The 26,472-nt window shown below is 40.1% G+C and carries 23 protein-coding genes, 2 riboswitches and 1 other annotated feature; of the genes, 15 read left to right on the plus strand and 8 right to left on the minus strand.

What is annotated here, in order from left to right; translation table 11 throughout:
• Positions 1 to 432 precede the first annotated feature (432 nt).
• Complete coding sequence (gene pdxS / locus JOC77_RS17480) at positions 433 to 1,323, minus strand: pyridoxal 5'-phosphate synthase lyase subunit PdxS (protein WP_204546048.1); 891 nt, start codon at positions 1,321 to 1,323, stop codon at positions 433 to 435.
• Between the two features lie 121 nt (positions 1,324 to 1,444).
• Between pdxS and pdxR the strand changes: the two genes are divergently transcribed.
• From pdxR to JOC77_RS17520, 8 genes are all read left to right on the plus strand, one after another.
• Positions 1,445 to 2,845, plus strand: a complete 1,401-nt coding sequence (gene pdxR, locus JOC77_RS17485; protein ID WP_204546051.1) for a MocR-like pyridoxine biosynthesis transcription factor PdxR — start codon at positions 1,445 to 1,447, stop codon at positions 2,843 to 2,845.
• 591 nt (positions 2,846 to 3,436) lie between these two features.
• On the plus strand, positions 3,437 to 5,563 hold the full coding sequence (locus tag JOC77_RS17490) for a penicillin-binding transpeptidase domain-containing protein (protein ID WP_204546134.1): 2,127 nt from the start codon (positions 3,437 to 3,439) through the stop codon (positions 5,561 to 5,563).
• Positions 5,564 to 5,791: 228 nt separating this feature from the next.
• A complete protein-coding gene (locus tag JOC77_RS17495) occupies positions 5,792 to 6,436 on the plus strand; it encodes a phosphatase PAP2 family protein (RefSeq protein ID WP_204546054.1) in 645 nt (214 codons plus the stop codon).
• Between the two features lie 129 nt (positions 6,437 to 6,565).
• Positions 6,566 to 7,000, plus strand: coding sequence for a DUF2243 domain-containing protein (locus JOC77_RS17500; RefSeq protein WP_204546057.1), 435 nt, complete (start codon positions 6,566 to 6,568; stop codon positions 6,998 to 7,000).
• 98 nt (positions 7,001 to 7,098) lie between these two features.
• Entirely contained in the window at positions 7,099 to 7,275 is a 177-nt protein-coding gene (locus tag JOC77_RS17505) for an H-type small acid-soluble spore protein (protein WP_204546060.1), read from the plus strand.
• A 143-nt stretch (positions 7,276 to 7,418) separates the two neighbouring features.
• Positions 7,419 to 8,699, plus strand: a complete 1,281-nt coding sequence (locus JOC77_RS17510) for an ArsB/NhaD family transporter (protein WP_204546062.1) — start codon at positions 7,419 to 7,421, stop codon at positions 8,697 to 8,699.
• 153 nt (positions 8,700 to 8,852) lie between these two features.
• Positions 8,853 to 9,050: riboswitch (cobalamin riboswitch) on the plus strand.
• A 197-nt stretch (positions 9,051 to 9,247) separates the two neighbouring features.
• Positions 9,248 to 11,467: a ribonucleoside-diphosphate reductase subunit alpha gene (locus JOC77_RS17515; protein WP_204546065.1), complete on the plus strand. Its 2,220-nt coding sequence runs from the start codon at positions 9,248 to 9,250 to the stop codon at positions 11,465 to 11,467.
• Between the two features lie 16 nt (positions 11,468 to 11,483).
• Positions 11,484 to 12,527: a ribonucleotide-diphosphate reductase subunit beta gene (locus JOC77_RS17520; protein WP_204546068.1), complete on the plus strand. Its 1,044-nt coding sequence runs from the start codon at positions 11,484 to 11,486 to the stop codon at positions 12,525 to 12,527.
• A gap of 562 nt (positions 12,528 to 13,089) precedes the next feature.
• Here the strand turns inward: JOC77_RS17520 and JOC77_RS17525 are convergent.
• From JOC77_RS17525 to JOC77_RS17540, 4 genes are all read right to left on the minus strand, one after another.
• Positions 13,090 to 13,392, minus strand: a complete 303-nt coding sequence (locus JOC77_RS17525) for a DUF3817 domain-containing protein (RefSeq protein ID WP_239558869.1) — start codon at positions 13,390 to 13,392, stop codon at positions 13,090 to 13,092.
• 133 nt (positions 13,393 to 13,525) lie between these two features.
• On the minus strand, positions 13,526 to 14,296 hold the full coding sequence (locus JOC77_RS17530; protein ID WP_204546071.1) for a DeoR/GlpR family DNA-binding transcription regulator: 771 nt from the start codon (positions 14,294 to 14,296) through the stop codon (positions 13,526 to 13,528).
• 143 nt (positions 14,297 to 14,439) lie between these two features.
• A complete protein-coding gene (locus tag JOC77_RS17535; RefSeq protein WP_204546074.1) occupies positions 14,440 to 15,435 on the minus strand; it encodes a tryptophan--tRNA ligase in 996 nt (331 codons plus the stop codon).
• A 240-nt stretch (positions 15,436 to 15,675) separates the two neighbouring features.
• Positions 15,676 to 15,945: a binding site (T-box leader), on the minus strand.
• Positions 15,946 to 16,062: 117 nt separating this feature from the next.
• The gene (locus tag JOC77_RS17540) at positions 16,063 to 16,788 is read right to left on the minus strand and encodes a ZIP family metal transporter (RefSeq protein ID WP_204546077.1); all 726 of its coding nucleotides are present in this window, start codon (positions 16,786 to 16,788) and stop codon (positions 16,063 to 16,065) included.
• 213 nt (positions 16,789 to 17,001) lie between these two features.
• On the opposite strand from JOC77_RS17540, the gene JOC77_RS17545 reads away from it, so the two are divergent.
• The 4 genes from JOC77_RS17545 to JOC77_RS17560 all read left to right on the plus strand — a co-directional run bounded on the left by JOC77_RS17545 (position 17,002) and on the right by JOC77_RS17560 (position 21,357).
• A complete protein-coding gene (locus JOC77_RS17545; RefSeq protein WP_204546080.1) occupies positions 17,002 to 17,586 on the plus strand; it encodes a GNAT family N-acetyltransferase in 585 nt (194 codons plus the stop codon).
• Between the two features lie 176 nt (positions 17,587 to 17,762).
• Positions 17,763 to 18,665: a YegS/Rv2252/BmrU family lipid kinase gene (locus tag JOC77_RS17550; RefSeq protein ID WP_204546091.1), complete on the plus strand. Its 903-nt coding sequence runs from the start codon at positions 17,763 to 17,765 to the stop codon at positions 18,663 to 18,665.
• A 137-nt stretch (positions 18,666 to 18,802) separates the two neighbouring features.
• Positions 18,803 to 18,952, plus strand: a riboswitch (cyclic di-AMP (ydaO/yuaA leader).
• Positions 18,953 to 19,051: 99 nt separating this feature from the next.
• On the plus strand, positions 19,052 to 20,299 hold the full coding sequence (locus JOC77_RS17555) for a cation:dicarboxylate symporter family transporter (RefSeq protein ID WP_204546094.1): 1,248 nt from the start codon (positions 19,052 to 19,054) through the stop codon (positions 20,297 to 20,299).
• 185 nt (positions 20,300 to 20,484) lie between these two features.
• Complete coding sequence (locus JOC77_RS17560) at positions 20,485 to 21,357, plus strand: TSUP family transporter (RefSeq protein WP_204546098.1); 873 nt, start codon at positions 20,485 to 20,487, stop codon at positions 21,355 to 21,357.
• Between the two features lie 50 nt (positions 21,358 to 21,407).
• Here the strand turns inward: JOC77_RS17560 and JOC77_RS21765 are convergent, their stop codons facing one another.
• Together JOC77_RS21765 and JOC77_RS21770 are read right to left on the minus strand one after the other, a co-directional pair.
• Positions 21,408 to 21,971, minus strand: a complete 564-nt coding sequence (locus JOC77_RS21765; RefSeq protein ID WP_338047246.1) for a substrate-binding domain-containing protein — start codon at positions 21,969 to 21,971, stop codon at positions 21,408 to 21,410.
• A 14-nt stretch (positions 21,972 to 21,985) separates the two neighbouring features.
• Positions 21,986 to 22,285 (minus strand): LysR family transcriptional regulator, encoded by a 300-nt coding sequence (locus JOC77_RS21770; protein WP_338047247.1) that lies wholly within the window; start codon positions 22,283 to 22,285, stop codon positions 21,986 to 21,988.
• A 107-nt stretch (positions 22,286 to 22,392) separates the two neighbouring features.
• Here JOC77_RS21770 and JOC77_RS17570 point away from each other — a divergent pair, with 107 nt between their 5' ends.
• A complete protein-coding gene (locus JOC77_RS17570; protein WP_204546100.1) occupies positions 22,393 to 23,484 on the plus strand; it encodes a citrate synthase/methylcitrate synthase in 1,092 nt (363 codons plus the stop codon).
• Positions 23,485 to 23,584: 100 nt separating this feature from the next.
• Here JOC77_RS17570 and JOC77_RS17575 read toward each other — a convergent pair whose 3' ends face one another.
• Positions 23,585 to 24,196 carry a histidine phosphatase family protein gene (locus JOC77_RS17575; protein ID WP_204546112.1) on the minus strand — a complete coding sequence of 204 codons (612 nt, stop codon included), beginning with the start codon at positions 24,194 to 24,196 and terminating at the stop codon, positions 23,585 to 23,587.
• 239 nt (positions 24,197 to 24,435) lie between these two features.
• Here JOC77_RS17575 and copZ point away from each other — a divergent pair, with 239 nt between their 5' ends.
• Both copZ and JOC77_RS17585 read left to right on the plus strand, forming a co-directional pair.
• Positions 24,436 to 24,657, plus strand: coding sequence for a copper chaperone CopZ (copZ, locus tag JOC77_RS17580; RefSeq protein WP_204546122.1), 222 nt, complete (start codon positions 24,436 to 24,438; stop codon positions 24,655 to 24,657).
• A gap of 299 nt (positions 24,658 to 24,956) precedes the next feature.
• Positions 24,957 to 25,724: a hypothetical protein gene (locus JOC77_RS17585; protein WP_204546124.1), complete on the plus strand. Its 768-nt coding sequence runs from the start codon at positions 24,957 to 24,959 to the stop codon at positions 25,722 to 25,724.
• The last annotated feature ends 748 nt before the right edge of the window (positions 25,725 to 26,472 follow it).

Consider the following 26,472-nt stretch of genomic DNA (forward strand, 5'->3'; position numbering starts at 1 on the left):
ATGGGGATGAATAGGGAAGGCACCGCTTTCCGCTTTTCTTGTTGTCTAGCTGCGAACTGACATCCTCGAGTCATAAGCCATCAGTCCATGGAAAGGAAAATCGCTTTCCACGGTCTGCTCGTCTTATGCTTGTCGGATGTCTGCTTTTCTTCTAATGGTATTGTATTTAACTAGTTTAAGTTCATCATGGTTCTTTAATAAAAGATTATTAGAAAAGCACCGTTCTTCGCTTTTCTTGTTGTCTAGCTGCGAACTGACACCTTCGGTCATAAGCTAATCGCCATCAAAAGGCAAGAGCGGCCTTTCGCTGTCGCTTGTCTTATGCCTGTCAGGTGTCTGCTTTTCATTTACTGTTTTTGTTTAACTTTTTTAGGATCATCATGGTTCTTTAATAAAAGATTATTAGAAAAGCACCGTTCTTCGCTTTTCTTTTTACCATCCTCGATCTTGCATGCGGTCTTGCGGCTGCAGCTTGGAGATTTCGATTCCTTTCATGGCTGTGCCAAGTTCTTTAGATAGTTCGGCAATTAGTTTGTAGTCTTTGAAGTGGGTGGTTGCCTGTACGATTGCTCTTGCGAATTTTTCTGGGTTATCTGATTTGAAGATTCCAGATCCTACAAATACGCCGTCAGCTCCAAGCTCCATCATTAGGGCTGCATCGGCAGGTGTTGCTACTCCGCCGGCAGCAAAGTTTACAACAGGAAGGCGGCCTTCACGTCTGATATCAAGCAGTACGTGGTATGGTGCACCTAGATTCTTTGCTTCGGTCATGATTTCGTCTTCGCTCATGTTGATAATTTTACGGATCCCGGCATTTACTGTACGCATATGGCGGACAGCCTCTACAATGTTACCTGTTCCTGGTTCGCCTTTCGTACGAAGCATGGAAGCTCCTTCACCGATTCTTCTGGCTGCTTCGCCTAGATCACGGCAGCCGCATACGAATGGTACTGTAAATGTATTTTTTTGAAGGTGGAATTCCTCGTCCGCTGGAGTTAAAACTTCACTTTCATCTAAGTAGTCAACACCCATTGCTTCTAACACGCGGGCCTCTACAATGTGCCCGATACGTGCTTTCGCCATTACTGGGATTGTAACTGAGTTCATTACTTCTTCCACAATACGGGGATCAGCCATTCTAGCTACTCCGCCAGCTGCACGAATATCAGAAGGGACTCGTTCAAGCGCCATTACGGCTACGGCTCCTGCCGCTTCAGCAATTTTTGCCTGCTCAGCATTGATTACATCCATAATTACTCCGCCCTTTTGCATTTGGGCCATCCCACGTTTTACTCGGTCCGTTCCAGTTAAGATCTGAGACATTTATAAATCCCCCTAAAATTATTTAAAAATTTAATATTTTTAGTATAAAAAGAAGGTGACTTGATTAAAAGTGTCAGTTTTGTATAAAATAATGAGGTCAGATGTTCAGGAGGCAATTTTAATGGATATGTTATCGATACAGCTGGATCGGGCAGATGAAAGTCCTTTATACGATCAATTATATGAATATATTAAAAAAGAAATTATTGAAGGGCGGATTGTGTATCAAACAAAGATGCCTTCTAAACGAAAGCTCTCAGAGTTTCTCCAAATCAGCCAGAATACGGTCGAAACAGCGTATGAGCAGTTAGTAGCGGAGGGTTATCTGGATGCTTTTCCCCGAAAAGGCTATTATGTAATGGCCTATGAAGATTTAGCTTACGTTAATAAAAGAGCGGTCCGTGAACAAGTATCAGCTGGAAAACAGGAAAACGGACTTTTTCATTTTCATCCCAGCCGAATTGATTCAGCGCCTTTTCCTTTTTCGAGATGGAGAAAATACGCGAAGGATCTTATAAGCGAAGAATATAAGGACCTCTTATCTCTAGGGGATTATAAAGGCGAAATGGAACTGCGCCAGGAAATTGCTTCATATTTATATCATTCGAGGGGGGTAGTCTGTTCTCCAGAGCAAATTATTATTGGTTCCGGAACAGAATATTTACTTCCTCAGCTTGTGCATTTGTTAGGCGATGAATCAGTCTATGCGATAGAAGAACCAGGATATCAATTAACAAAACATATCTTAAGTATAAGAAATAAGGAAGTAATTCCAGTTCTCGTGGATGAGGAAGGCGTTATAGTCGAAGATCTGAAGAATACAGGAGCTAATACTGCTTACGTAACTCCTTCCCACCAATTTCCTTATGGAAGTGTTCTATCTATTAACCGGCGTACACAGCTTCTCAATTGGGCTCATAGTTCCAAAGCTCATTATATTATTGAAGACGATTATGACAGCGAATTTCGTTACACTGGAAAATCGATTCCTTCCTTGCAAAGCATGGATAAAGCAGAAAAGGTGATTTATTTAAGTACCTTCTCGAAATCCTTAATGCCGTCCCTCAGGATAGGCTATATGGTTCTTCCTCCACAATTGCTTGAAAAATATCAGCGGGAATTTTCCTTTTATAGTTCAAGTGTGTCTCGTTTTGATCAGCATATATTGGCTCGATTTATGAAAGAAGGAGACTTCGAAAGACATTTAAACCGGATGCGGAAAATTTATCGGCGAAAATTAGAAACATTGGTTGATTTATTAAGACCTTACAGCAAAACGATAGGAATCATAGGAGAGAGTGCCGGGCTTCATATTATTTTAACCGTGGATAATGGATTGACAGAAGAAGAGCTCATTAATAAAGCGGCTTCAGCAAATATACGTATATATGGTTTGTCGAAATACTCTCTCCTTCAAAGGGAAGAAAAAATCCCCAGTATTGTATTAGGATTTGCAGGTATTCCCCAAGAGGACCTGGAGACAGGGATTGGGCTGCTGCTTGAGAGCTGGGGAATGAGATAATAGGATGCACTAGCCTGAACAGGGCTTAGTGCATCCTTTTTTGTGTGCTTTTTAGTGCTTTTACAAATAAAAGAATGGAAATCTGGAGAAAGATGCACGAAAAGGTTGTTTCTGTCTCGCAGTAGGGTATTCCCAAATTGTTTTTGCTTAGGTTTTGGAGTTTCATGCTTATTTTTTTAAGTTTTATGCTTAAGTATTGGAATTCTATGCTTAAGTTTTAAGGTTCCATGCTTAAGCCAAGGCTTTTATGCTTGGGCTTAGATCCTCATGCGTACGAAAAGAAATTTATGCTTGTACCAGCCTCTTCAAAGTTTCAGGTACAACGGGAAGCAGGTTTTTTCATCGATTAATATTAATGCCAAACTAATTTTCAAAGTAAGAAATGCTAATTTACCAGCATCCTTTTTTCATAAAATTAAATGATCCAAGTTTTCCACCACACCACTACACAGCACACATACAGCTCAACTAAAGTGTTTTCCCCATATCTGGAATTTAATTCGATAATTTGATACATTAAATTACTTTTACTGGAATTTTTTATGGTAAAATTTTAGTATATTGGAGCGGGAAGGGGGAAACAAAGTGGAAATAGAAACTAAAAAGAAAAATAAGAATAATATTTCCATCCGTTTTAATGTTCTTTTCTTCTTTGTCTTTATCTTATTTTCCGTCCTGGTTATTAGGCTGGGGTTTGTACAGATCGTTTATGGTGAAAGCTTCAGGCGGGAAGTAGAGAGAACAGAGGATGTTATTGTGAAAAATCCGATGCCAAGAGGAGAAATTGTGGACCGGAATGGCAAAATAATAGTTGATAATACACCGCAAAAAGCGATCACTTATACAAGACAGCAGGATACCTCCACCAAAAAGCTGCTGGATACCGCGAGAAAGCTTGCTGCCTATATTGAGAAGGATACAAAAAAGGTAACGGACCGGGAAAAGAGAGATTTCTGGATCCTTAAGAATCCGGAAAGGGCAGCAAAAAAGGTCAGCAAAAAAGAGAAGCGGCTTGTTGAAACCAAGAAGATGTCTGACAAAGACCTGTATAAGCGTCAGCTGGACAGAATCACAGCTGAAGAGCTGGGTGAATTAACTCCTGCAGATTTAGAAGTTTTAGCCATATATAGAGAGATGACAAGCGGCTACGCTCTGACCACTCAATTTATTAAAAATAAAAATGTTACAGATAAGGAGTTTGCTATAGTCAGTGAGAATTTAGATGACCTCCCCGGAGTGGATACCACTATTGACTGGGACAGGAAAAATAAATTTGGCAATACGCTCAGTTCTGTGCTTGGCGCTGTCACATCAACAGAAGAAGGACTTCCGAAAGAAGAGGCAGACAAGTTTGTTGCTATGGGATATGGCAGGAATGAACGTGTAGGCAAAAGTTATTTAGAGATGCAATACGAAGATGTACTGAGCGGCAAAAGAGAGAGAGTCCAAAATGTTACCTATAAAGGAACAACGATCAAGTCTAATACGGTTTCTAAAGGGCAAAGAGGCAATGATCTTGTGCTTACAGTTGATATGGACCTTCAGCAGAAAGTAGAGAAGATTGTATCAGATGAATTGGTTAAAACAAAGAGGGCATATGGAGATACTCCTTTCCTTGACCGTGCTTATGTGGTCTTAATGGAGCCGTACAGCGGAGAAATCAGGGCTATAGCAGGAAAGAGATATGTTCGTGATAAGAAAACCGGAAACTATGAAATTCAAGATGATGCCCTGGGCACTTTTACAACCTCCTACACAATGGGATCGGTTGTAAAAGGAGCAACCGTTTTAACCGGATACCAGACAGGAGTCATAGCTCCGGGCAATTATGAAGTAGATGAACCGATCGTTCTTAAAAAGACTCCGATAAAAAAATCGTACAGGACGTTTGGGAATATAAGTGATTTAGAGGCATTAAAAGTCTCTTCCAATGTGTACATGTTTAAAACGGCCATGAAAATTGGAGGCACGCATTATGTTCCAAACGGAACCTTAAATTTAAAGCCGGGAACCTTTTCGGTTATGAGAAATACATTTGCGCAATTCGGCCTTGGTGTTAAAACAGGGATTGATCTTCCTAATGAGACCTCGGGCGTGAAAAATTCTGATACCACTCCAGGTCTTGCGCTGGATTTAGCAATAGGCCAGAATGATACCTACACGCCTCTTCAGCTTGTTCAGTATGTATCAGCGATAGGCAACGGAGGGAACCGGGTTAAACCTCACCTGGTTAAACAAATCAGGCAGCCCGCCGAGAAAAAAGGCGAGCTCGGTCCTGTACTGAGTGAAGTTGAGCCAGTTGTGTTAAACCGGCTCGATATGAAGCAGGAATGGGTAGAACGGATCCAGGAGGGTTATCGCATGGTTATGCAGGAGCAGGGGGGCACTGGATACAGTACCTTTGGAGGCAAGGATTATAAGCCTGCCGGTAAAACGGGAACAGCTCAGGCCTTTTACGATGGTCCAGACAGAAAAAAGTACGGCAAAGAGCCGCCGCCAACCTGGAATATAACTCTGATTGGCTATGCGCCTTATAAGAATCCAGAAATCGCTATGGCAGTGGTCGTGCCATGGGCTTATCAGTCAAATGACAATGGGATGAACAAGAATATCGGCAGTAAAGTAATGGATGCCTATTTTGATCTTAAGAAAGAACACGAAGGCGGAAAAACAGAAGACAAACAAGCTGAAACAAATGATGCCAGCGAAGCTGACTGAAAATACCTGGAAAATTATTTTTTTTTCATACATCTATATACACAAAATGAAGGCTGATTTGGTACTATGTAACTATCAGTCTTTTTTTTGTGACTTTGGCCGGTTACCTGGCTGCTTTGAAACTGTAAAGTCAAAAACATAAATGTAGAAAAATAGTAAATATTACTATTTTGATAGAAGTTAAAGAGGGTATCTAAATATAAATGAATGTAAAGGAGGGTAAGATTGGTGGAAACGATAAAAAAGAAAATTCCTTTTCTGCTATTATTATTAATCATTCCTGCATTAGGATTTATTTATACAGTGTTAAATGAACATCCCCGGAAAGCCGCAAACATCTCAACTGCATTTGATCAGCACATTCCATTTATTCCTGTTTTTATCATTCCCTATATTATTTGGTATGGCTATGTGCTTGGCTATCTGATTTATTTTTGTTTTAAGGACACCAAGGTCTATATCAAATCGTTAATCACCATTACCATTGGTGAGTGTATATGCTTCATTATTTTCTTCTTTTTTCAAACGACAGTGAACCGGCCTGATCTTACCTCCGATGTACCATTTTACCACTTAGTCAACTTTATTTATGAAAATGACAGGCCCTTTAACTGCTTCCCAAGCATCCATGTATTGACCACTTATGTAATCATGCTTGCATCCCTGCATATTAAAAACAAGCATGTGATTCACAGTATTCTTATTCAGGGCATGGGAAGTTTAATTATTCTATCGACTTTGTTTGTGAAACAGCACGTCATCTGGGATATGGTGGGTTCCATGTTCATGGTCAGCTATATATATGGCATAATATTTGAACTGGTTAACATTCGAATCACGCAAAAAGCGAAAACAGTTGAAATTAAAAAGTAATAATAAGAAGCTGTTGAAAAAAATTTTCTGCAGTTTTCTTTATTTTTGGTGCTCTAATACTCTCCACCTGTTTTTTTTGTTCACAATCAGGGTAGAATGCTTGTAATGATTCATAGTAGGGGGAGACCAATGAAAAAATCGTTTTGGGGTTCCTTTTTATTCGGGGTCGGCATTATTGGGATGCTTGACGGAATTGTATTCCACCAAATCCTGCAGTGGCACAGTATGTATATGCCCATAGACAGGCACCATCAAATTGCAAGTGATGGGTATTTTCACCTGGCTGTTACCATTATCATCTTCATTTCCGGAATTCTGCTCTGGAATAGTGATCCCAGAGAAAATGATCATCATACAAGGAAATTCTGGGGAGGCTTTTTACTTGGAGCTGGTATTTTCAATTTTCTTGAAGGAATTATTGACCATCATATTCTCCAGGTTCATCATGTCAGACCCGGTGAAAATCAGCTGATGTATGACTTAATATTTGATGCATCAGGGCTTCTCATGATATTAATAGGATGGTACCTTTACCGAAGCAGAAAAAAGGAAATGAATAACTGATCCCTTTATTTTTTGCTTTTTATAAAATTTGATCAGGTTTCGTATAAAAAATTCTTTCATTCACAAACTAAGATGACAACTTTTAGGGAGTGAATGAAGTGGACGCAAATCGAGTTAAGCAAATTTTATCATCCTCAGCAGAGATTGATGTGGAATATAACGGAGTGTCTGTTTGGATCGATAGACTAAACGAAGATGGCAGAACAGCAACTGTTCACCCGAGGGACCTGGAAGAAAAATCAACCGTAGAAATTCGTGAACTGAAGGAATTGTAGTCTGCAGCCTAAGCTTCCCGCTCCTGGGAAGCTTTTTGTGTGAGAAAAAATTAGATGTAGAAGGCAAGGTTTATTTGGGCAAAAATAAATAATCCATGTAAAATATAGAAATATAGACAAGAGAGAGTGGAGGAGTTAGCAGCATGGAAAACCAGGCGTTAATAGCGGTTACTATTTTTCTTATTACATATGCAATTATTATCACTGAAAAAATCCACCGAACCATTGTAGCATTAATCGGAGGACTGCTTTTGATTATGTTTGGAGTCTTGGACCAGGAGAGTGCAGTTCACCACATTGACTTTAATACAATCGGACTATTAATTGGCATGATGATTATTGTTTCTATTACAGCGGAAACGGGAGTATTTAAATATCTTGCCATTAAGACAGCTAAAGTTGCAAAAGCGGATCCTGTAAAAATTCTTGTATATCTTGCTATTCTTACAGCCGTTGCATCTGCTTTACTAGACAATGTTACGACTGTCTTGCTGGTCGTTCCCGTGACTTTAAGCATTACTGCCAGACTTAAGGTAAATCCCTTACCCTATTTAATTTCACAAATTATGGCTTCTAATATTGGCGGCACGGCCACTATGATTGGCGATCCTCCTAATATTATGCTTGGCAGTGCGGTTAAGGAGCTTACTTTTTTAGCTTTTATTAATAATTTAGCTGCTATCAGCTTTTTCATCCTGTTTGTGACGGTAGCTATATTTGCTTTCATGTACCGAAATAAATTAAAAACAACAGAGAATTTAAAAGCGGAACTCATGAAGAGCAATGAAAAAGACGAACTTAAAGATATTTTGCTCCTTAAGAAATCATTATTTATCATTGGATTAACGATTTTGGGATTTTTTCTGCACCAATTCGTCCATATAGAAACAGCTACAATTGCTCTTTTTGGAGCGTTTCTTTTATTATTGCTGACAGGTGAAGATCATCTGGAAAGCTCACTCGAGAGAGTAGAATGGACAACCTTATTTTTCTTTATAGGATTATTTGTAATTGTCGGCGGCCTGGTCGATACAGGTGTCATTAATTCGCTAGCAAAAGGTGCGCTTGAAATTACCAAAGGTGACGTGGCCGCAACCTCAATGCTGATACTCTGGGTTAGCGCGATTGCCTCTGCTTTTATTGATAACATACCATTCGTAGCGACTATGATTCCGCTGATCAAGGATATGGGGTCCATGGGTATTGCCAATCTAGAGCCTCTATGGTGGAGCCTTGCACTTGGTGCCTGCCTGGGGGGCAATGGAACATTGATTGGAGCGAGCGCTAACCTCGTTGTAGCGGGACTGGCTGCTAAAAAGGGGCATAACATTTCATTTGTGAAATATCTTCTAATTGGTTTTCCGCTAATGCTGGTGTCTATTGTTATTTCGACTGTTTATATTTACTTAAGATATTTGCTGTAACCGAGTGCGGCTGAAATCAGCCGTTTTTTCTTTCATATAGACTTAGTCAATTGAACATCCAGGAGAGGTCAAAATGATACAGTTGAATTGAAAATTTTTATATGGTAGAATCAAAACACAATATATAGTGCTGTTTATTTACAATTATAACTAAATATAGATATTCAGAGTTGGTGTCCTTTTAAAGGACTTAATAGGGAATCTGGTTAAAATCCGGAACTGTCCCCGCAACTGTAAATGTGGACGAAATAAGAGCGCCACTGTATAAGAGGCTTAACGGTTCTTGTATGGGAAGGTCTTAGAGTAGAGAGAAGCATAAGTCAGGAGACCTGCCAGGCTGAATGATAGTTTCGATTCTTCGGGGATCTGAGAAGATGAAACGGTAGTATAATTTGGTCTATTTTCTGACCATCTATTGTTCATTCTGCTATCGTTTGATCCGCTCATACTCTGAGCGGATTTTTTTATTAATAGACTTAAAGTAAATGTTTCTTTGGGAACTGTTTGCTTTAAATAAGTGCTGATAAAAGATAGGAGTGGATTTTTAGATGAATAAAATAGCTGAACATGGGACGATCATTCCAATGCTGGAGCAGCTTCAAAGAGAGTATAGATCTTTATCCTTTGATCTCCTGCTAAACAAAGTAACTGAAAGCAAACCTTTGCCGGCCCTTATGGACGAACTGGTATTAGAATGCTTGGCAAGTATGTCGGAGCTGGAGCCTCAGTGGACCTTCGCTGCTGCACGGATTCATCTCGTGAGATTATATTGGGAGGCTAAACGGAATAGAGAGAGTGAAGACAACTATGGTTCCCTGTATGAGCTGATAGAGAGATTAACGGCAATGGGAATTTATCATAAGGATCTTCTGCATTCGTACTCCCGGGAAGAGATTGAGGTGCTTGGTACATTTATTCAACCAGCCAGAGATGATCTGTTTACTTACATAGGAATCAAAATGCTGTCTGACCGTTATCTGGCAAGAAGCCATACAGGAGATCTGTTTGAGCTTCCTCAGGAACGATTTATGGTCATTGCTATGACCTTAATGAAGAAGGAAACCAAAGACAAACGTATAGAGCTTGTTAAAGAAGCCTATTGGGCAATGAGCAGTTTATATATGACAGTGGCGACTCCCACCTTGTCTAACGCCGGTAAAAACTGGGGTCAGCTATCGAGCTGTTTCATTGATACAGTAGATGACAGCCTGCAGTCCATTTATAACAGCAATACAGATATAGCCAATCTTTCAAAAAATGGCGGGGGAATCGGAGTTTATTTAGGAAAAATCAGAAGCAGAGGAAGTGACATTAAAGGATTTAAAGGGGCATCTTCAGGCGTTATTCCATGGATGAAACAGCTGAATAATACGGCGGTAAGTGTGGACCAGCTGGGACAGAGGCAGGGGGCTGTCAGCGTTTATCTGGATGTATGGCACAAGGATATATTTTCATTTATAGATGCGAAGCTGAACAATGGAGATGAACGATACAGGACTCATGACCTTTTTACAGGAATCTGCATTCCCGACTTATTCATGGAACAGGTTGAAGCCAGAGGAGACTGGAATTTATTCGATCCCCATGAAGTGCGGAAGGTGATGGGCTATTCCTTGGAGGATTTCTTTGATGAGAAAAAGGGGGAAGGTTCATTCAGAGAAAAATATGAAGAATGTGCGAGCAATAAAAATCTCTCAAAAGAAACCGTACCGGCAATTGAAATTATGAAATCGATTATGAGGAGCCAGCTGGAGACAGGTACGCCTTTCATGTTTTACCGTGATGAGGTTAATAGAAAGAATCCTAACAGCCACGCGGGAATGGTCTATTGTACAAATTTATGCACGGAAATCACCCAGAATCAAAGTGCTACTGTCCAAACAGAAGAGCAGTTTAAAGATGGAAGAATTATCATTGAGAAAATACCCGGTGATTTTGTAGTCTGCAATTTATCGTCTATTAATCTAGCAAGAGCTATACCTCATGGTGTGCTGGAAAGACTGATATCCATTCAAGTGAGAATGCTCGATAATGTAATTGATATCAATACAATCCCTGTTGTACAGGGCGAAGTAACTAATAAGAAGTATCGGGCCATTGGTCTCGGAACATTCGGGTGGCATCATCTGCTTGCCTTAGAAAAAATAAAGTGGGAAAGCGATGAGGCGATTAAATATGCAGATGAACTGTATGAGGAAATTGCCTATCAAGCTATAAAAGCAAGCAAGGAGCTTGCCGGGGAGAAAGGCGCGTATCCTGTGTTTAGAGGATCTGATTGGGAAAGCGGCCAGTATTTTGCGAAACGCGATTATCTTGCGGCAAAAAACAAGCAGAAATGGAGCAGCCTTATGCAAGAGGTTGCAGAAAAGGGAATAAGAAATGGGTATGTTATGGCTATTGCACCTAACGCATCTACAGCGTTAATAGCCGGAAGTACTCCAAGTATTGATCCTATTTTCCGTAAATTTTATTCAGAAGAAAAAAAGAATTACCGAATCCCTGTAACTGCACCCGATCTTAACGAAAATACAACCTGGTATTATAAGTCAGCATATTTCCTTGACCAGGAGTGGAGTATTAAGCAGAACGAAGTCCGCCAGAAGCATATTGACCAAGCAATTTCGTTTAATTTTTACATTCCAAATACCATCAAAGCAAAAGAATTGCTGCACCTTCATCTGACAGCATGGAAAAGAAATTTAAAAACGACTTACTATGTTAGATCCACTTCTTCTGAGATAGAAGAATGTGAATCTTGTTCAAGTTAAAAAAGGGGTGGAAGAAATGGAACAATCCAATGTCATGAAAAGGCAAATTATGAACAAAAAGGGCCCGAATCGATCAACAGGAATTATTAATGGCGAGTGCTCGAATATATTAAACTGGGATGATGTCCGATTTCCTTGGGCTTATCCTAAATATAAAAAAATGCTAGCGAATTTTTGGACACCCTTTGAAATTAATATGTCACAGGATATGAAACAATTTCCAGAGCTTTCGAAGGAAGAGAGAGACGCTTTTTTAAAAATTATCGGGCTGCTGGCATTACTTGACAGCATCCAAACAGATTATGCAGGTAAGGTGTCAGAGTATATAACAGACTCAAGCCTGTCAGCATTAATGATTATTCTTGCTCAGCAAGAGGTCATTCATAATCATTCTTACTCTTATGTATTATCAAGCCTCGTTCCCAAAGGGATGCAGGATCAAGTATTTGAATTTTGGCGTACTGAGCCTATTCTCATAAAACGCAATGATTTTGTGACAAACGGATATAAGCACTTTGCAGAAACACCTTCTATTGAAAATCTGCTTAAATCTATTGTGTATGATGTGGTATTGGAAGGTTTATTCTTTTACTCAGGTTTCGCTTTCTTTTATCATTTAGCCAGAAATCAGAAAATGGTGGGCACCAGCACCATGATTAATTATATCAACAGAGATGAGCAGCTTCATGTAGACTTATTCGTGAAAATTTTTAAAGAAATACTCACTGAAAATCCAGATCAGGATACCCAAAGCTTGAGAAATTTTGTATTTGAAACCTTTAAAACAGCCGCTGATCTTGAAATAGAGTGGGCCAGGTATATAATTGGAAACCGGATAGAGGGTATTTCCATAAAAGAGGTAGAAGACTATATCAAATTTTATGCCAACGTCAGAGCTAATCAGCTGGGCTGCGAAAGGCCTTTCGAGGGCTACCGGACCAATCCGCTGCGCTGGATTAAAGCCTATGAAGAGACAGACCTGGGGAAATCAGACTTCTTTGAACAAAAGTCCAGACAGTATGTAAAAGTAAATAGCGATAACGGATTTGATGAATTATAAAGACAGAAATAAGAGGTAATTCCTCACTATCTGAAATCTGACATGGTGGCGTTTTGAGGAAGGCGTTGGAGATAAGCATAACCGATTGTGCCTGAGCGTAAATCGCTGGAGATAAGCATAGGTCAAGATTAAGCATATTTGCTATTAACTTAAGCGTAAAACTCAAAATCCTAAGCATAAAATCCAGAAACTCAAGCGTAAAACTTAAAAACTTAAGCATAAGCTTCAATTTGTGAGTCTAAGGTGTTATATAATCATTCTTTTAAATTTGAAGAGGTAGTTTTACATAAAAATCTTTAAAATAAAGGAGAAAAAGGACTCATCAGAGGTTGTTGCCGCCTCAGATGCAGTCCTTTTTAAGACCCTTTTTCCAATCATTCCACAACTAAGTATTCATACATCTTTACTTAAACTATTTTGCCTATTGACCGATTCCGTTAAGAACTCTTGCTCTGCCTTTTTTCGTTTCTGTCCAGGTTTTTCAAAAGATGTATTCTTTTATAGCTGCATGATTCAATGTCTGTTATCCTCCAATAAACCATCCTATTTAAATTTACAGAATCTATAAAAAAGGAACCTCATTTTTATTTTGTTTAAGCTGCTTATCAAGCCAAAAAGTCCCAAACGGAATGAAAGATAAGAATGTGGCCCACATGGCCCAGGCAAAAGACCATTTTTTAAGAATCATAACAGCAGCCACTAGAGTAACAAATCCAATAAATAAGATACCGTGCATGCCCCCTGTCACCGTTACAGCCAGCGGCATGCCTCCCCAATACTTTAGCGGCATGGCAATTAGCAGCAGAACCAGGTAAGAGACACCTTCGAGAATAGCAAATGCCCTAAGTAAACCTATTAATGGCAAAACGATTTCCCCCTTATCATTATCTATAAGAGTAGTTTATCAAAAAGCTATTGTGAATAATCCTTTTTTCGTAGTAAAAAATATTCGGTACAAGTCTGCCGTTTTTTGTATATTGTATGATAGCGAAGAATGGCTAGGCTTCTTTTTTTGCCACAATAATATGAGTTCCTTGTTCTTTTATCATTCGTATTTTGTCTTCTGATGTTTCTTCATCTGTAATGATCAGGTTAAGTTTAGCGATTGGAAGTATTTTTGCAAATGAAGCAGACCCGAATTTATGGTGGCCCATTAGGCATATCACTGTTCTGGAGTGCTCTGCAATCAGGCGGGCACCCAGTGCAACCTCCGGAGTGGCGGTGCTTAAACCTGTGGCAGTAAGCCCTCCTCCTGTTAAAAAGCAGATATCAAGGTTGAAGTGCCGGATAAATTCGTGTGACAAGGCATCAGTAATATTGCCTGATTTTTTTACTTTGCCGCCTATCAGGTAAAGGTCTATATGCTCCTCTTCACGAAGGGAATCCGCGATTTTGACAGAGTTTGTGACAACTGTGAAATGGATATCCCGGGGAAGAAATGTAAGCATGGCATAATGTATAGATGCGCCCCCAATAAACACAGTATCTTGATCCTTTATTTGGGCTGCCGCAAGTTTTGCAATGGCCTGGTCATATTCGCTCCCTTCACTGTAACGGATTGCAGGAGGTGAAGGCGAAATTCTAGTTTTTTGTATCGGAATGGCACCGCCATGTGTTCTTTTTAAAAGCCCTTCTTCTTCCATAGCTGTTAAATCACGTCTGATAGAATCGATAGATACATGGAATAAGTCAGCTAATTCTTTCGCAAGCACTCGTTCATTTGTTGCTAATAGCTCTATAATCTGTTTTTTTCTTTCCTCAGAAAACATAAAACCCTCTCCCGAATGGATAATTTTACTGTATTCTCATTATTTCCAGTTTTTGCTGTTTTGTCAAATGCATGTTGCTGTTTTTTAAAATTTTGTACAGTTTTGTGCATGAAATAAACAAAGGCTACCGCGGCAGCCTTTGTTTATAAACCAATTGATTTTTTGATTTTTGCTAAATGTACTCTTGCCAGAGCCCGCGCCTTTAACGCACCGTCTTCTAAAATATGATCGATGAGGTCTCGGTTCTCCAGAAGCTCCTTATACTTTTGCCGTGCTGCCGTCAATTCACGGTCAATAACCACGAATACTTCTTGCTTTACCTCACCCCAGCCAATCCCATTTCTGTATCTTTCACACAGCAGATGGACTTCCTCTATAGAGGCAAACTCTTTATAAAGCTGAAATAAAGTAGAATTTTTAGGATCCTTTGGCTCAGAAGGGGCAGTAGAATCCGTTTTGATTTTATTAATGAGTTTTTTTAATGCAGAGGGTTCCTCGAATAATGAAATCGTATTACCATAGCTTTTACTCATTTTTCGGCCATCGAGTCCGGGCAGCAATTCTGTTTCTTTTTGTATGACATACTCGGGTAGTTTGAAAGTTTCACCGAATGTACGATTAAAATATTCAGCTAAATCCCGCGCATATTCCACATGCTGGATTTGATCCTTGCCAACTGGTATTTTATCTGATTGAAATAATAAAATATCGGCAGCCATTAGAATCGGGTAACTATATAGACCCATATTGACCCCGTGGTCTTTTTCCAATCCTTCTGCTTTATTTCTTTCCACTGCAGCTTTGTATGCATGTGCCCTGTTCATCAGCCCCTTTGGAGCGACACAGGAAAGGATCCAATGAAGTTCCAAAAGTTCTGGAACATCCGATTGTTTATAAAATATAACTTTATCGGGATCTAAGCCCAGTGCCAGCCATGTAGCTGCAATTTCATAGGTGTATGTTCGAAATCGGAAAGGATCTTGGACAGAATTTAGTGCATGATAATCAGCAATAAAATAGATTCCCTGATTATTCACTGCATCAGCCATCTGAAGAGCAGGTTTAATAGCACCAATGTAATTACCTAAATGAGGGGTGCCTGTGGATTTTATCCCAGTAAGCACTACAGGTTTTTTCATGATTATTCCTCCATCGTACTTTTTAAAAAATAAAGCTCTGTTAAACCTGCCTGTTGATTTCCGCTCCAGGCACTCCCTTTCCACGGGCGGTCCGGGAGCCTCCTCTCACGTTTTCGCCTGCGGGATTTCCCTTGACCCGCTTTTCCCGCAGGAGTCTCGCGCCTGCAGCAAAGATCAACATAGTGTTAAATCAACAATGGACTTTAACATAGCCAAAAATAAAAAAAGGGCCTCTCATCCAAAAAGGACGAGAAACCCGTGGTACCACCTTAATTAGCCCAGAAAACTTTTTCGTTCCTGAGGCTCACTTTGCAACTGTAACGGAGTCACCGTCAAAGCCTACTTCTAAAAGGTTCGGTTTGAAGCTCAAAAGTCCATTCCATACATAGCATGCTGATTTCCACCATCCACCAGCTCTCTGACAGAAGGAACGACCGCCTTCTTCCCGAAGGAATGGTGTTAACCCTCTTAATGCTTGAAGTATGTACTAATCTTTGTCATCGCCATTTGATATAGATAAAAATATTATATTTATTATTTCCTTAAATGTGAAGACTTAGGTGAGACTAAAGCTCTGAAAATATAAAGAAAAATTCGTCAGATTTAGCAAAAGGGGTTTCCTGTGAATTAAAGATAAGTAAAGAACAGGGACACTATTAAACCTACAGAGGCGATGAACCCGACGATTGGCCCGCCTTCTTCAAAAGCCTCAGGAAGCATAGTGGAACAAACCATAGCGACCAAGCCGCCTGCTCCAAATGCTCCAATGGAAGCAATGACTGCTTCAGGGCTGTTTTTCAAAAACACATAGCCAAGGACAGAACTAACAGCAGATACTATTACAACACTTCCCCATAATGTTAGTATTTTCCCTTTCGAATACCCATCATCACGTAGTCCGGCACTGCTAGAAAGCGATTCTGGAAAATTACTTATAAAAATAGCCGCTATGAAGACCAAGTTAACTGATCCACTTGCAATGGTGCTGATGCCGATTACAATGGATTCAGGAATAGCATCCATTACGGTTCCCAGATAAATGGCTAATCCTGAATGATTTTCGGGTTTTTTTGTTGAACGTTTTCTATGGCTGCCCCCCTTTTTGTTAATAAAAAGTTCTGCCAGCATAAACACTGCAGATCCTAAAAGGAAAATAAGGGAGGTTGTTAGTATTCCGCTCTTTTCTACAGCTTCATCCAAAAGGTCAAAACATGAAGTTCCAATTAATATTCCAGTTCCGAAAGCCATGATGAAACCTATCACTCTTTTAGGCAGATTAAAATATAAAGCGATGAGCGAGCCGAAGAATAGTGACAGACTAGCAAACCCGCCCCACAAAGCTGCATTTAGCATGTGAACCCTCACCCCGCAAATCAAAGTCAAAGTCTAGTAAATTATTTATATAATTCCCTTGTTCTAGCCAAGGCAATCTTGTTTTTTTGACCCAGCACATTTAACCAGGGCAGTTCGCCCGTGTTAAAAGAAATAAAAAAAGGAAAAGCAGACGTTAAGCCGAAATACTAACGAGATGGAATAAATGAATTACAACGAGAGGAGTAGTGCAAAATGGAGCCTATTAGATTAAAGGGAAAGAGAGCAGAACTAATTCCATTGGAGCCAGTACATATTAATGATCTTTTTTCTGCGGCTGCGAGTCCGGAAATTTGGACCTTTATGTCCGTAGATATGAAAGACAAAGATGTAATGGAAAGTGTTGTGGAAACGGCTCTGCATCAGCAGAAGCTGGGCGCAGAGATGCCTTTTACGGTCATTGATACAGACACTGGGAGGGCTGTGGGAAGCACCCGGTATCTAAATATTTCCGAGCCCAATAAAACTCTTGAAATAGGATGGACCTGGTATAATCCTTCCGTGTGGCGCACTAGGATTAATACGGAGTGTAAATATTTATTATTGTCTCATGCTTTTGAGCAGCTGGGCATGAACCGTGTACAGTTTAAGACGGATTTAAGAAATATAAGGTCACAGAATGCTATTGCGAGACTTGGGGCTAAAAAAGAAGGAGTCCTTCGCAATGACCGTATTATGTATGACGGGTATATTAGAAGTTCAGTCGTTTTCAGCATTCTTAAACAGGAGTGGCCAGATGTAAAACTTCGGCTGGAAGCCTTTTTAGAGCAATCTGTATAAGACTAGAATATACAACAACTTAATAGCTATCTTCATACCGGTTTATGGGCCTCCCGTCAGCCGGTTTTTTTTATGACGAGGTGTGCTATAACATAAAAACACTTCTAGAAGTTTTAAAAGCGTGGAAAAAAGGAATGGTCTAGGAGGGGAAAGTATTTTTAGAAAGGTGAAATAACATGAAGTATAAAAAAGCGATGTTATTGTACAACGGTGAAGCCGGCCAAAACGACTTAGAGAAAATCCTTGGTGCCTGCATCCCTGTGATTGCTTCTGAAGTGGAGGAGCTCGTTTTAATAGCCACTCAAAAACCAGGTCACGCTAAAGAAGTCTGTAAAGAGCGCGGAGAGGAAATGGATGCTGTATTTGTTCTTGGCGGTGACGGGACTGTTCATGAAGCGGTGAATGGGATTGCCCCTCTTGAAAAAAGGCCGGTGCTTGGCATTCTGCCTAATGGAACTTGCAATGATTTCAGCCGCTCATTGAATATTCCTCAAAATATAAAAAAAGCAGCACAGGCTCTTATGGATGGAGACATTATTCATGTGGATGCCGGCAGAGTGAACGACAGCTATTTTCTTAACTTCTGGGGCATCGGGCTCATTGCTGAAACATCTAATAATATAGATCCCAGCCAAAAGAAAATGCTTGGTAAGATGAGTTATTTCTTAAGTGCTCTAAGAACGATTAACGAGGTAGATCCTTTTCCATTTAAATTAACGTATGACGGTAAGAACCTTGAAGATTCCGCTGTTATGATATTGATACTCAACGGTCATTTTATCGGAACCAATTCCCTTCCATTCCCTAATATCCAAAACAATGATGGCTTATTTGATATAGTCGTAGTCAAAAATTCAAGTTTGTCCTTATTTAGAGAAATTATAAGCCTCACACGCTCATGGCCGAGCAAGGAGATTGAAAATTCGGAGCTTATATACTTACAAGCCAGCAAGATCTCAGTTGAAACAGAAAAGCAGATGGATGCTGATTCAGATGGGGAAATTTATCTTCAAACTCCTGCTGAAATTGTGAATTTAAAGCAGCATCTCAAAGTGATTTCCGTTCCTTTACCTGCTTAATCATTTTATTGAAATAGTTTTAAAATTTCACATGGAAGGAAGTAGGTGCTGGAAGCGTTAACATTTAAACTTAATGTATTTTTTGGTATGAAATTACCATTTACAGTTTCGGTATTTTAAGATAATATTTCTAGTATTGTTATTATACGCTTAGTCCAAAGAGCGGGGGAACCGATTATTGTAGTGTCTTGACATTACTAGGGGTGAATCCTTTTTTTAAAAAAGGTAGGGCAAGTTCTCATGTCCGAATCCGACAGCTAACCTCGTATGCAGCTAGAAGGGAACATCATGCAGTAAATACCTGCACTGAGAGGCCCTCAGTGTATTTTTTTTTCCTTTTAACTCAATACGAAGCAAAATATAACAGCATAGAAAGGGAGATGAGCATGAAAAGAATTGGACTAGCCTGGCAGATCTTTATCGGGTTGGCTTTAGGGATTACTATTGGTGCTATATTCTTTGGAAATCCTGAGGTAGAAAAGTTTCTAAAACCGATCGGGGATATATTTCTTCGTTTAATTAAAATGATTGTAGTACCGATTGTTATTTCTAGTCTTATCGTGGGGGTAGCCGGAGTAGGCGATATGAAATCCCTTGGAAAAATTGGCGGAAAAACGATACTTTACTTTGAAATTATTACAACGCTTGCGATTGTTATTGGACTGCTTGCAGCAAACATTTTCCAGCCTGGAGCCGGTGTAGATAGAAGTGCGCTCACAAAAACGGATATTAATTCGTATGTAGATACGGCTGAAACACAGGCGCATCATTCATTTGCCGACACCTTTGTGAATATTGTTCCTACTAATCCAATTCAAGCTTTGGCTAATGGTGATATGCTTGCCATTATTTTCTTCTCCATTATGTTTGGACTCGGAATTGCGGCGATTGGCGAAAAAGGGAAGCCTGTCCTCAACTTCTTTAGAGGCACCGCAGACGCTATGTTCTATGTAACTAACCAGATTATGAAACTTGCTCCACTTGGGGTTTTTGCATTAATTGGAATTACGGTATCTAAATTCGGATTAAGCTCCCTGATCCCGCTTGGAAAGCTGGTCCTAGTGGTGTATGGTACGATGATTTTCTTTGTAATCGTTGTTCTTGGAATTGTAGCTAAAATATGTAACTTCAGTATTTTCAAGCTTATCAAATACCTAAAAGATGAATTAATCCTTGGGTATACAACTTCAAGCTCTGAAACTGTATTGCCAAAGCTCATGGAAAAAATGGAGAAGCTTGGAGTTCCTAAATCCATTACTTCATTTGTAATTCCAACAGGTTATTCCTTTAACCTGGATGGATCAACCTTATACCAGGCTCTTGCTGCGATCTTCATCGCACAAATGTATGGCATTCATATGAGCATTACATCTCAGATTACTCTTTTGCTGGTTCTAATGGTGACATCAAAAGGAATTGCAGGAGTACCAGGTGTTTCATTCGTAGTGCTCCTCGCCACATTAGGCACGGTCGGCCTTCCTGTTGAAGGACTCGCATTCATCGCGGGAATTGACCGTATTCTCGATATGGCACGTACTTGCGTAAACATCGTAGGAAACTCCCTTGCAACCATCGTAATTGCAAGATGGGAAGGCTATAAAATAGATAAAAACGCAGACCAAAAAGCTGCCTAACCAAGCTTGTGCCGGAACACCCGGCACGGCTTTTTTTCTTGTGGGGACAGTCCCCATTTCCCGCGTCTATAATCACTGGTTTTCCCTCATAATAAGAGGGATCAAATATTATTTCCCGTGGTTGAAGGTGGATGAACAGGATGAGTATGAGTAGGTGGAAATATGGATTTTAGGGAGCAGGGAATGTGGAGCATTTATTGGTATATCTTCTCTTAGGAGCCATAATCGGTGTAATGTCCGGAATGTTTGGAATAGGAGGGGGTATGTTTCTAACTCCCATTCTGCTGTTAACAGGAGTTTCTCCGGTAGAATCTATTACGATAAGCCTTTTTTATACAATGGGGACTTCTGTTTCCGGCATGGCTGGCCATTTTCGAATGAAAAATACGACTATCCGCCGCTCGCTTATCATCGGGGCCAGTGGAATTGCTGCAACCCAGTCAGCACAGCCTCTCGTATTATGGATGGAGAAAAAAGGGTTAGATGACACAATCATCCCCATTTTTTACATAACCCTTTTGGTTTACTTTTCCTATTCCTTATTGAAAAAGGGCAAAATGCAGCCGGTTAGCAAAAAGACATCATTCATTTCCCGCAGACCGCTGCTGGGCTTATTACTTATCGGATTTATGGGTGGATTTGTGTCCTCTGCTCTCGGAGTTGGCGGAGGATTTATTATCGTTCCTCTTTTGATTTCTATATTTGGAGAAACTGCAAAAAAAGCCGTGGGAACAAGCATGGTGGGGGTTCTTATGATTGTGTCGGCTGGTTTTGCAGGCTATGCCTTCACAACTGAATTTAATGTTAAACTCGCATCGGCTCTTTTATTAGGAGGGCTGGCTGGTGCCCAGGCGGGAGTCAAAGTAATCCGATATTTTACAAGTAATGAAATTAAAATGATGCTTGGATATCTTTATATATTTACCATGTTAAGTGTTAGCCTTAAGTTATTTCACCAAAAAGGAGCGGGACTGGGTGTTGTTAGTCTATTTATTCTCCTTGTTTTGATAAGAATAGGGCTCCGCTTGCTTTCAAAGCGAAAAATAAGAAGCCATTAACAAGAAAGAGACAGTTACATGAACTGTCTCTTGTCTTTCCTTTATACTGGCTAAGGCAGCCGGAATTTTCCCAAAAAGTCTAAAAAGTGCTTCTGAATGGAGTGCTCATATTTCATTATGACATAGGTGCGTGCAATAGGAAGTGGAAATAACCTAAAATCAACTTCTAGAAGCCTTCCCTCTAATAGCTCCCTTCTTACGGTAGAAATCGGCAGAAAAGATACCCCGAGACCCTCCTCTATAAATCGCTTTGTAACATGAACCTCTGATACTACCATCGTGCGAAGCCTGGTATACTGTCTTAAATTTCGAAGGAGGTCGTCCCAGTATTCAGGGTGGTTATGGGTGATTAAAATCTGATTCGCTAAAATTTCCTCTGCATCAAGCGGCGGGCTGCTTTCGGAATCTCCGCCGTCATGCGGGACAACCATAATCACCATATCTTGATAAAGCGGTCTTATCACCAATTCAGGATGCTGTATGTGCAGCCGGGATAAACCTAGATCGGCATTTCCAGCAAGAATAGAACCACTGATTTCCCTGGATTCAAGAACCTGAACCTCAATTTCAATATCATTGTGTACAGCCATATATTGATGAAGGATGGCTGGCATTATGGAAGCCGCGATTAATGGAAAATAGCGAGCACCAGTTTCCTTGCGACTCCCTCTTTAAATCGGTTGATATCATCCATCCCGTTTTGATGCGCTCTTAGAATTGCCTCTGCATGAGGGAGGAACCTTCTGCCTTCTTCTGTAAGCAGTACGCGTCTGCCTGACCGTTCAAAGAGCACAAGGCCAAGGCTCTTTTCTAAAAGCTTAATATGTACACTGATCGTTGGCTGGGAAAGGAATAATTCTTCAGCTGTCTGCCGGAAATTTTCGCGCCTTGCCGCAGCAAGAAAGGTATGAATCCATTTTAAATCCATAAAAATCCTCCGTTGATTAAAATATTTAATCAAAAACAAGAAAATTCTTCATTATTTATTATTGATTGTATCAAATAAAATGAAGATAAGAAGAGAGGTGGAAGTTAATGGTTATAAAAGGTTTAAAAGGTGTAATGGCAGCGGAAACGAAAATCAGTTTTATAGACGGTGAAAAGGGAAGGCTGATTTACAGAGGCTATGCGGCTAAGGATCTGGCGGTAAGCAAAAGCTTTGAGGAGGTTTGCTTTTTGCTTTGGTACAATAAAATGCCAGATGAAACTGAACTTCAAACATTAAGAGAGTTTATGCAGAAGGAAAGATATCTTCCCGGGTTTTTAAAACAGATTTTGGACCTTCTTCCTGCAAATATGGGCCTGATGGAAGTGCTGCGTACAGCGGTGTCTGCGCTTGGAACGGAAGAGTACAAATGGAAGCCGACAGTGGAGCAGGCTGCCAGAATTACCGCTATTATTCCAACCATCATCGCTTACCGCTATCACCGGGAAAAGGGGACTCTGCCGGTAGAACCCAGACAACATCTAAGTCATACAGAGAATTACTTATACATGCTTACCGGTGTGATACCGATCCCTTCCCATGTAAGAGCTCTAGAGGCTTATATGATTTTAACAATGGAGCATGGAATGAATGCCTCTACTTTTTCCGCCCGTGTTATTTCTTCTTCAGAGTCCGATTTGGTTTCTGCTGTTGCCGGAGCCATTGGGACGATGAAAGGACCGCTCCATGGCGGAGCACCGAGCGAAGTTACAGCTATGCTGAGTGAAATAGAAGAAAAAGAAAATGCAGAAAAATGGATCCGGGATAAACTGGCAAGGAAAGAGAAATTAATGGGGTTTGGCCATCGTGTTTATAAAACGCTTGATCCCCGTGCCGCTTCACTCAGTGAGATTATCAACAGTGTTGGGAAAGATGATAAATGGCTTGATTTAGCTGCCTTTGTAGAAAAGAAAGCAATTGAACTGCTCGAGGAATACAAACCGGGAAGAAAGCTTTACACGAATGTAGAATTCTATGCAGCTGCAGTGATGCGTTCTATAGATATGGAGGATGAGCTATTCACTCCCACTTTCACAGCAAGCCGATCCGCCGGCTGGGCCGCACACATTCTAGAACAAGCTGAAGACAATATGATATATCGTCCGGAAGCCAATTATACAGGAAGTTTTATGAAGATTTAAATGCGGCAGCTCTTGTAAGAATCAGTTCAAGACAGAGCAGTTACTCCCTTTTACGGCTATAACTGCTCTTCTTGATTAAGGATGATTTTTCTACTTCATATTATCCATTCAAATGAGAAGTATCCCCTTCAAAAACGACTTTAGCTTTCCCGTCTACTATTTGAACTTTAGTTAAGCTTGTGTTTACTAAAGGCTCTTGCTTAAATAGTTTCTCCAGCGGAAGCTCTTTCAGATAGGACAGCAGAATTCTTAAAAAAATAGAGTGTGAAACGACCAGCACTGTTCCGGTAGAGTGGTTCTCCAGAATTTGCTGCCATACTTTCCCCGCGCGTTCATATACCTGGGGAAAAAGCTCGCCCTGGTCTCGTGTGTAAAGATGGGGAGTTTCCCAAAACGCCTTTACCTCGCTGGCATACTGAGCAATCACTTCATCCTTCGTTCTACCCTCCCAATCCCCAAAGTGCATTTCTCGCAGCAAATCATCTCTGACTATCTGAATAGGCCGTTTCCCCATAATAAGTTCTGCGGTCTGATACGCCCGTTTGCTAGAACTGGCATAAACCATCTCGATCGGCTCATCTTTTAAGCGCTCCCCAAGCTGCAGAGCTCCATGAATACCTTCTTCTGTTAATTCACCATTACCCCAGCCCTGCCATCTTAATTGAACATTCCATTCTGTTTTGCCATGTCTAACTAAATAAATGGTTAACACTCGAATTCTCCTTACTATCATTTGTTCTTTATACTATATAAAAATAACATAACGAAAAGCCAGACCGGTATACACGAAGTAAGAAAACCCTTTTTCCTCAGGATGTTTTAACCCTGAGAATAAAAGGTACAGGAGAATAACGATTTTTTGATGAAAAAAGCTAGCATCACGAAAGATCAAGTTAATGCGGGTGAACACTTAATAAATGGGATGTCGAGACGGAGATAAGGGGGATTATGATGGAAAAAACAACTTTAGATGTAAAAGGGATGACTTGCAAGCATTGTGTAATTGCTGTGGAGGATAGTCTATCGAATCTTGAAGGAGTAAACCAGGTGACCGTCCATTTGCCAGAAGAGAGAGTGGATGTAGAGTTTGATCCGGACACAGTGTCCGAAGGAAAAATGAAAGAAGCGATTGAAAAACAAGGTTATGAAGTAGTTGGATATAATTTAATTTAAACACAGCGGGATGATAAGTGCACTGCAATAAAAGGCCATATCCAGGCCTTTTTATTTTTCGAAAAAAACAATAATTGTAAAAACCCTGTAACCTTCCTAACATAAATATTCGTTATAATAGTAAATGCTACCTATAAAAAGTTATTATAGTAAAATAAATTCATGTCAAAATTAGAAATATTAATTCTAAACTCATAGATTTTTGCACCAAGCGGGTATATTATGAATAATGGAAATGAATGAAGCGGCACTTAACCGCGCAAGAGCGGCTTTTTTCGGTATCGGAGGTTTGAAAATTAATGAAAATAGAGACTAGAGATATACTTTACCTTCATTTGCAGGCTTCAGAAAGATTTGTCATTTCATACGGCATGGATTTTAGAGAATTTGCAGGTTCTTTGAACCAAAGTCTTCAAAACCTATTAATGATTAGACATCAATATGAGGATGGCGAATTTAACATTAATACATTGATGGACTATGTTCTTCAGGAAGATCTTCCTAATCTGCTCAAGCAGAATGTAAACGAATACAGAGATTTTTGCTGGACAGACTTTACAGAGGTATCCGGCCTGAATGAATTAGAAGGTCAGGAAATTGCGGAACTATTATATCTCGGTCATTGTAAAGGCCATTTAAAGCCTCCTTTTTACCGTCAGCTGCAGAACCAATTTGTTTACCTGGCCCATGATGACGGATGGTTTAATAAAATTTACTATCGCTCGATGGACTCTTTTTTTGAAATGCTGGGAAACCTCATTCCTTGTAAAATGGAGCTGTTAAAACGCGAAAAGTCATGGCTTGGAGGTCTTAGAAGGAAAGCAGAATATGGGCTCATTCCATCTTCCGGACTAAAAGAACTCACACCCCTATTGACAGAGGGAGCTGCTATTTCCTTTAGGAGCATGAAGCAAACCAGAAATACAATTGAAATACCCATTTGGATCTTGGGCGATTATGTAAATATGGATGATATGCTGGACGAATATAGTACCATCAGTTCTGAAAAACCATCAGCCTATGTTACTTTTAACCGCAAAACAAAGGAATGGAACATAGAAAGATAAAATCGCAGGCCTGAAATCGAAGGGCGTGCGATTTTTTGATTGGTATGTGCTTCGCTATAAATTCGTGTGGGTTACGCGCGGTCTTTCCATATAGGAAAACTCCGGAAGGTTAGAAATCCCCTTAAAATCTGAAATAACCTCTTAAATTTTTAAAAATCCACTTATATTCTAAAAACCCCTCTTAAAAACTGGATTTGCCCTCTTAAAGGGCAGAAATTAGGAGTTGCCATGCCGGGCTCTTTGTTAAAAACAACCATTATGGCGTAAAAGTTATTTTTAACAAAAAATTTGATATCAAACTAAAGATCAATAATTAACAGCCCATAGGTAGAAAACCGTTTCCCCCGCTTCTTGTAAATGTTTGGCTAACGTGTCTTAATGACTGAGCCCCTGTCCTGCTCTAACGTTCGCCAATCAGCAAGACTTCTTGACTAGATCTGTTTTCTCTTTGGTTTAATAATTAATCAAAAAGGCATGGCAAATAGCCATGCCTTGTAGAATGTTTATACATGTTAGAAAAGCATCGTTGTCTGCTTTTCTGGCTGTCCAGCTCCAAGCTGAGACCCTTCGAGTCATAAGCCAATCAGTCCATGGGAAGAAGAGCGCTTCCCACGGCCTGCTCGCCTTATGCTTGTCGGGAGTCTGCTTTTCATTAGGCTTGTAATAAAATAAAAGAGGCTAAGCTATAAACTAGCCTTGATAAACAGTTTAGATAAGAAAAGCACCGTTCTCCGCTTTTCGTGTTGTC

Source organism: Peribacillus deserti (assembly GCF_016909175.1).
Classification (GTDB): Bacteria; Bacillota; Bacilli; order Bacillales; family DSM-1321; genus Paraperibacillus; species Paraperibacillus deserti.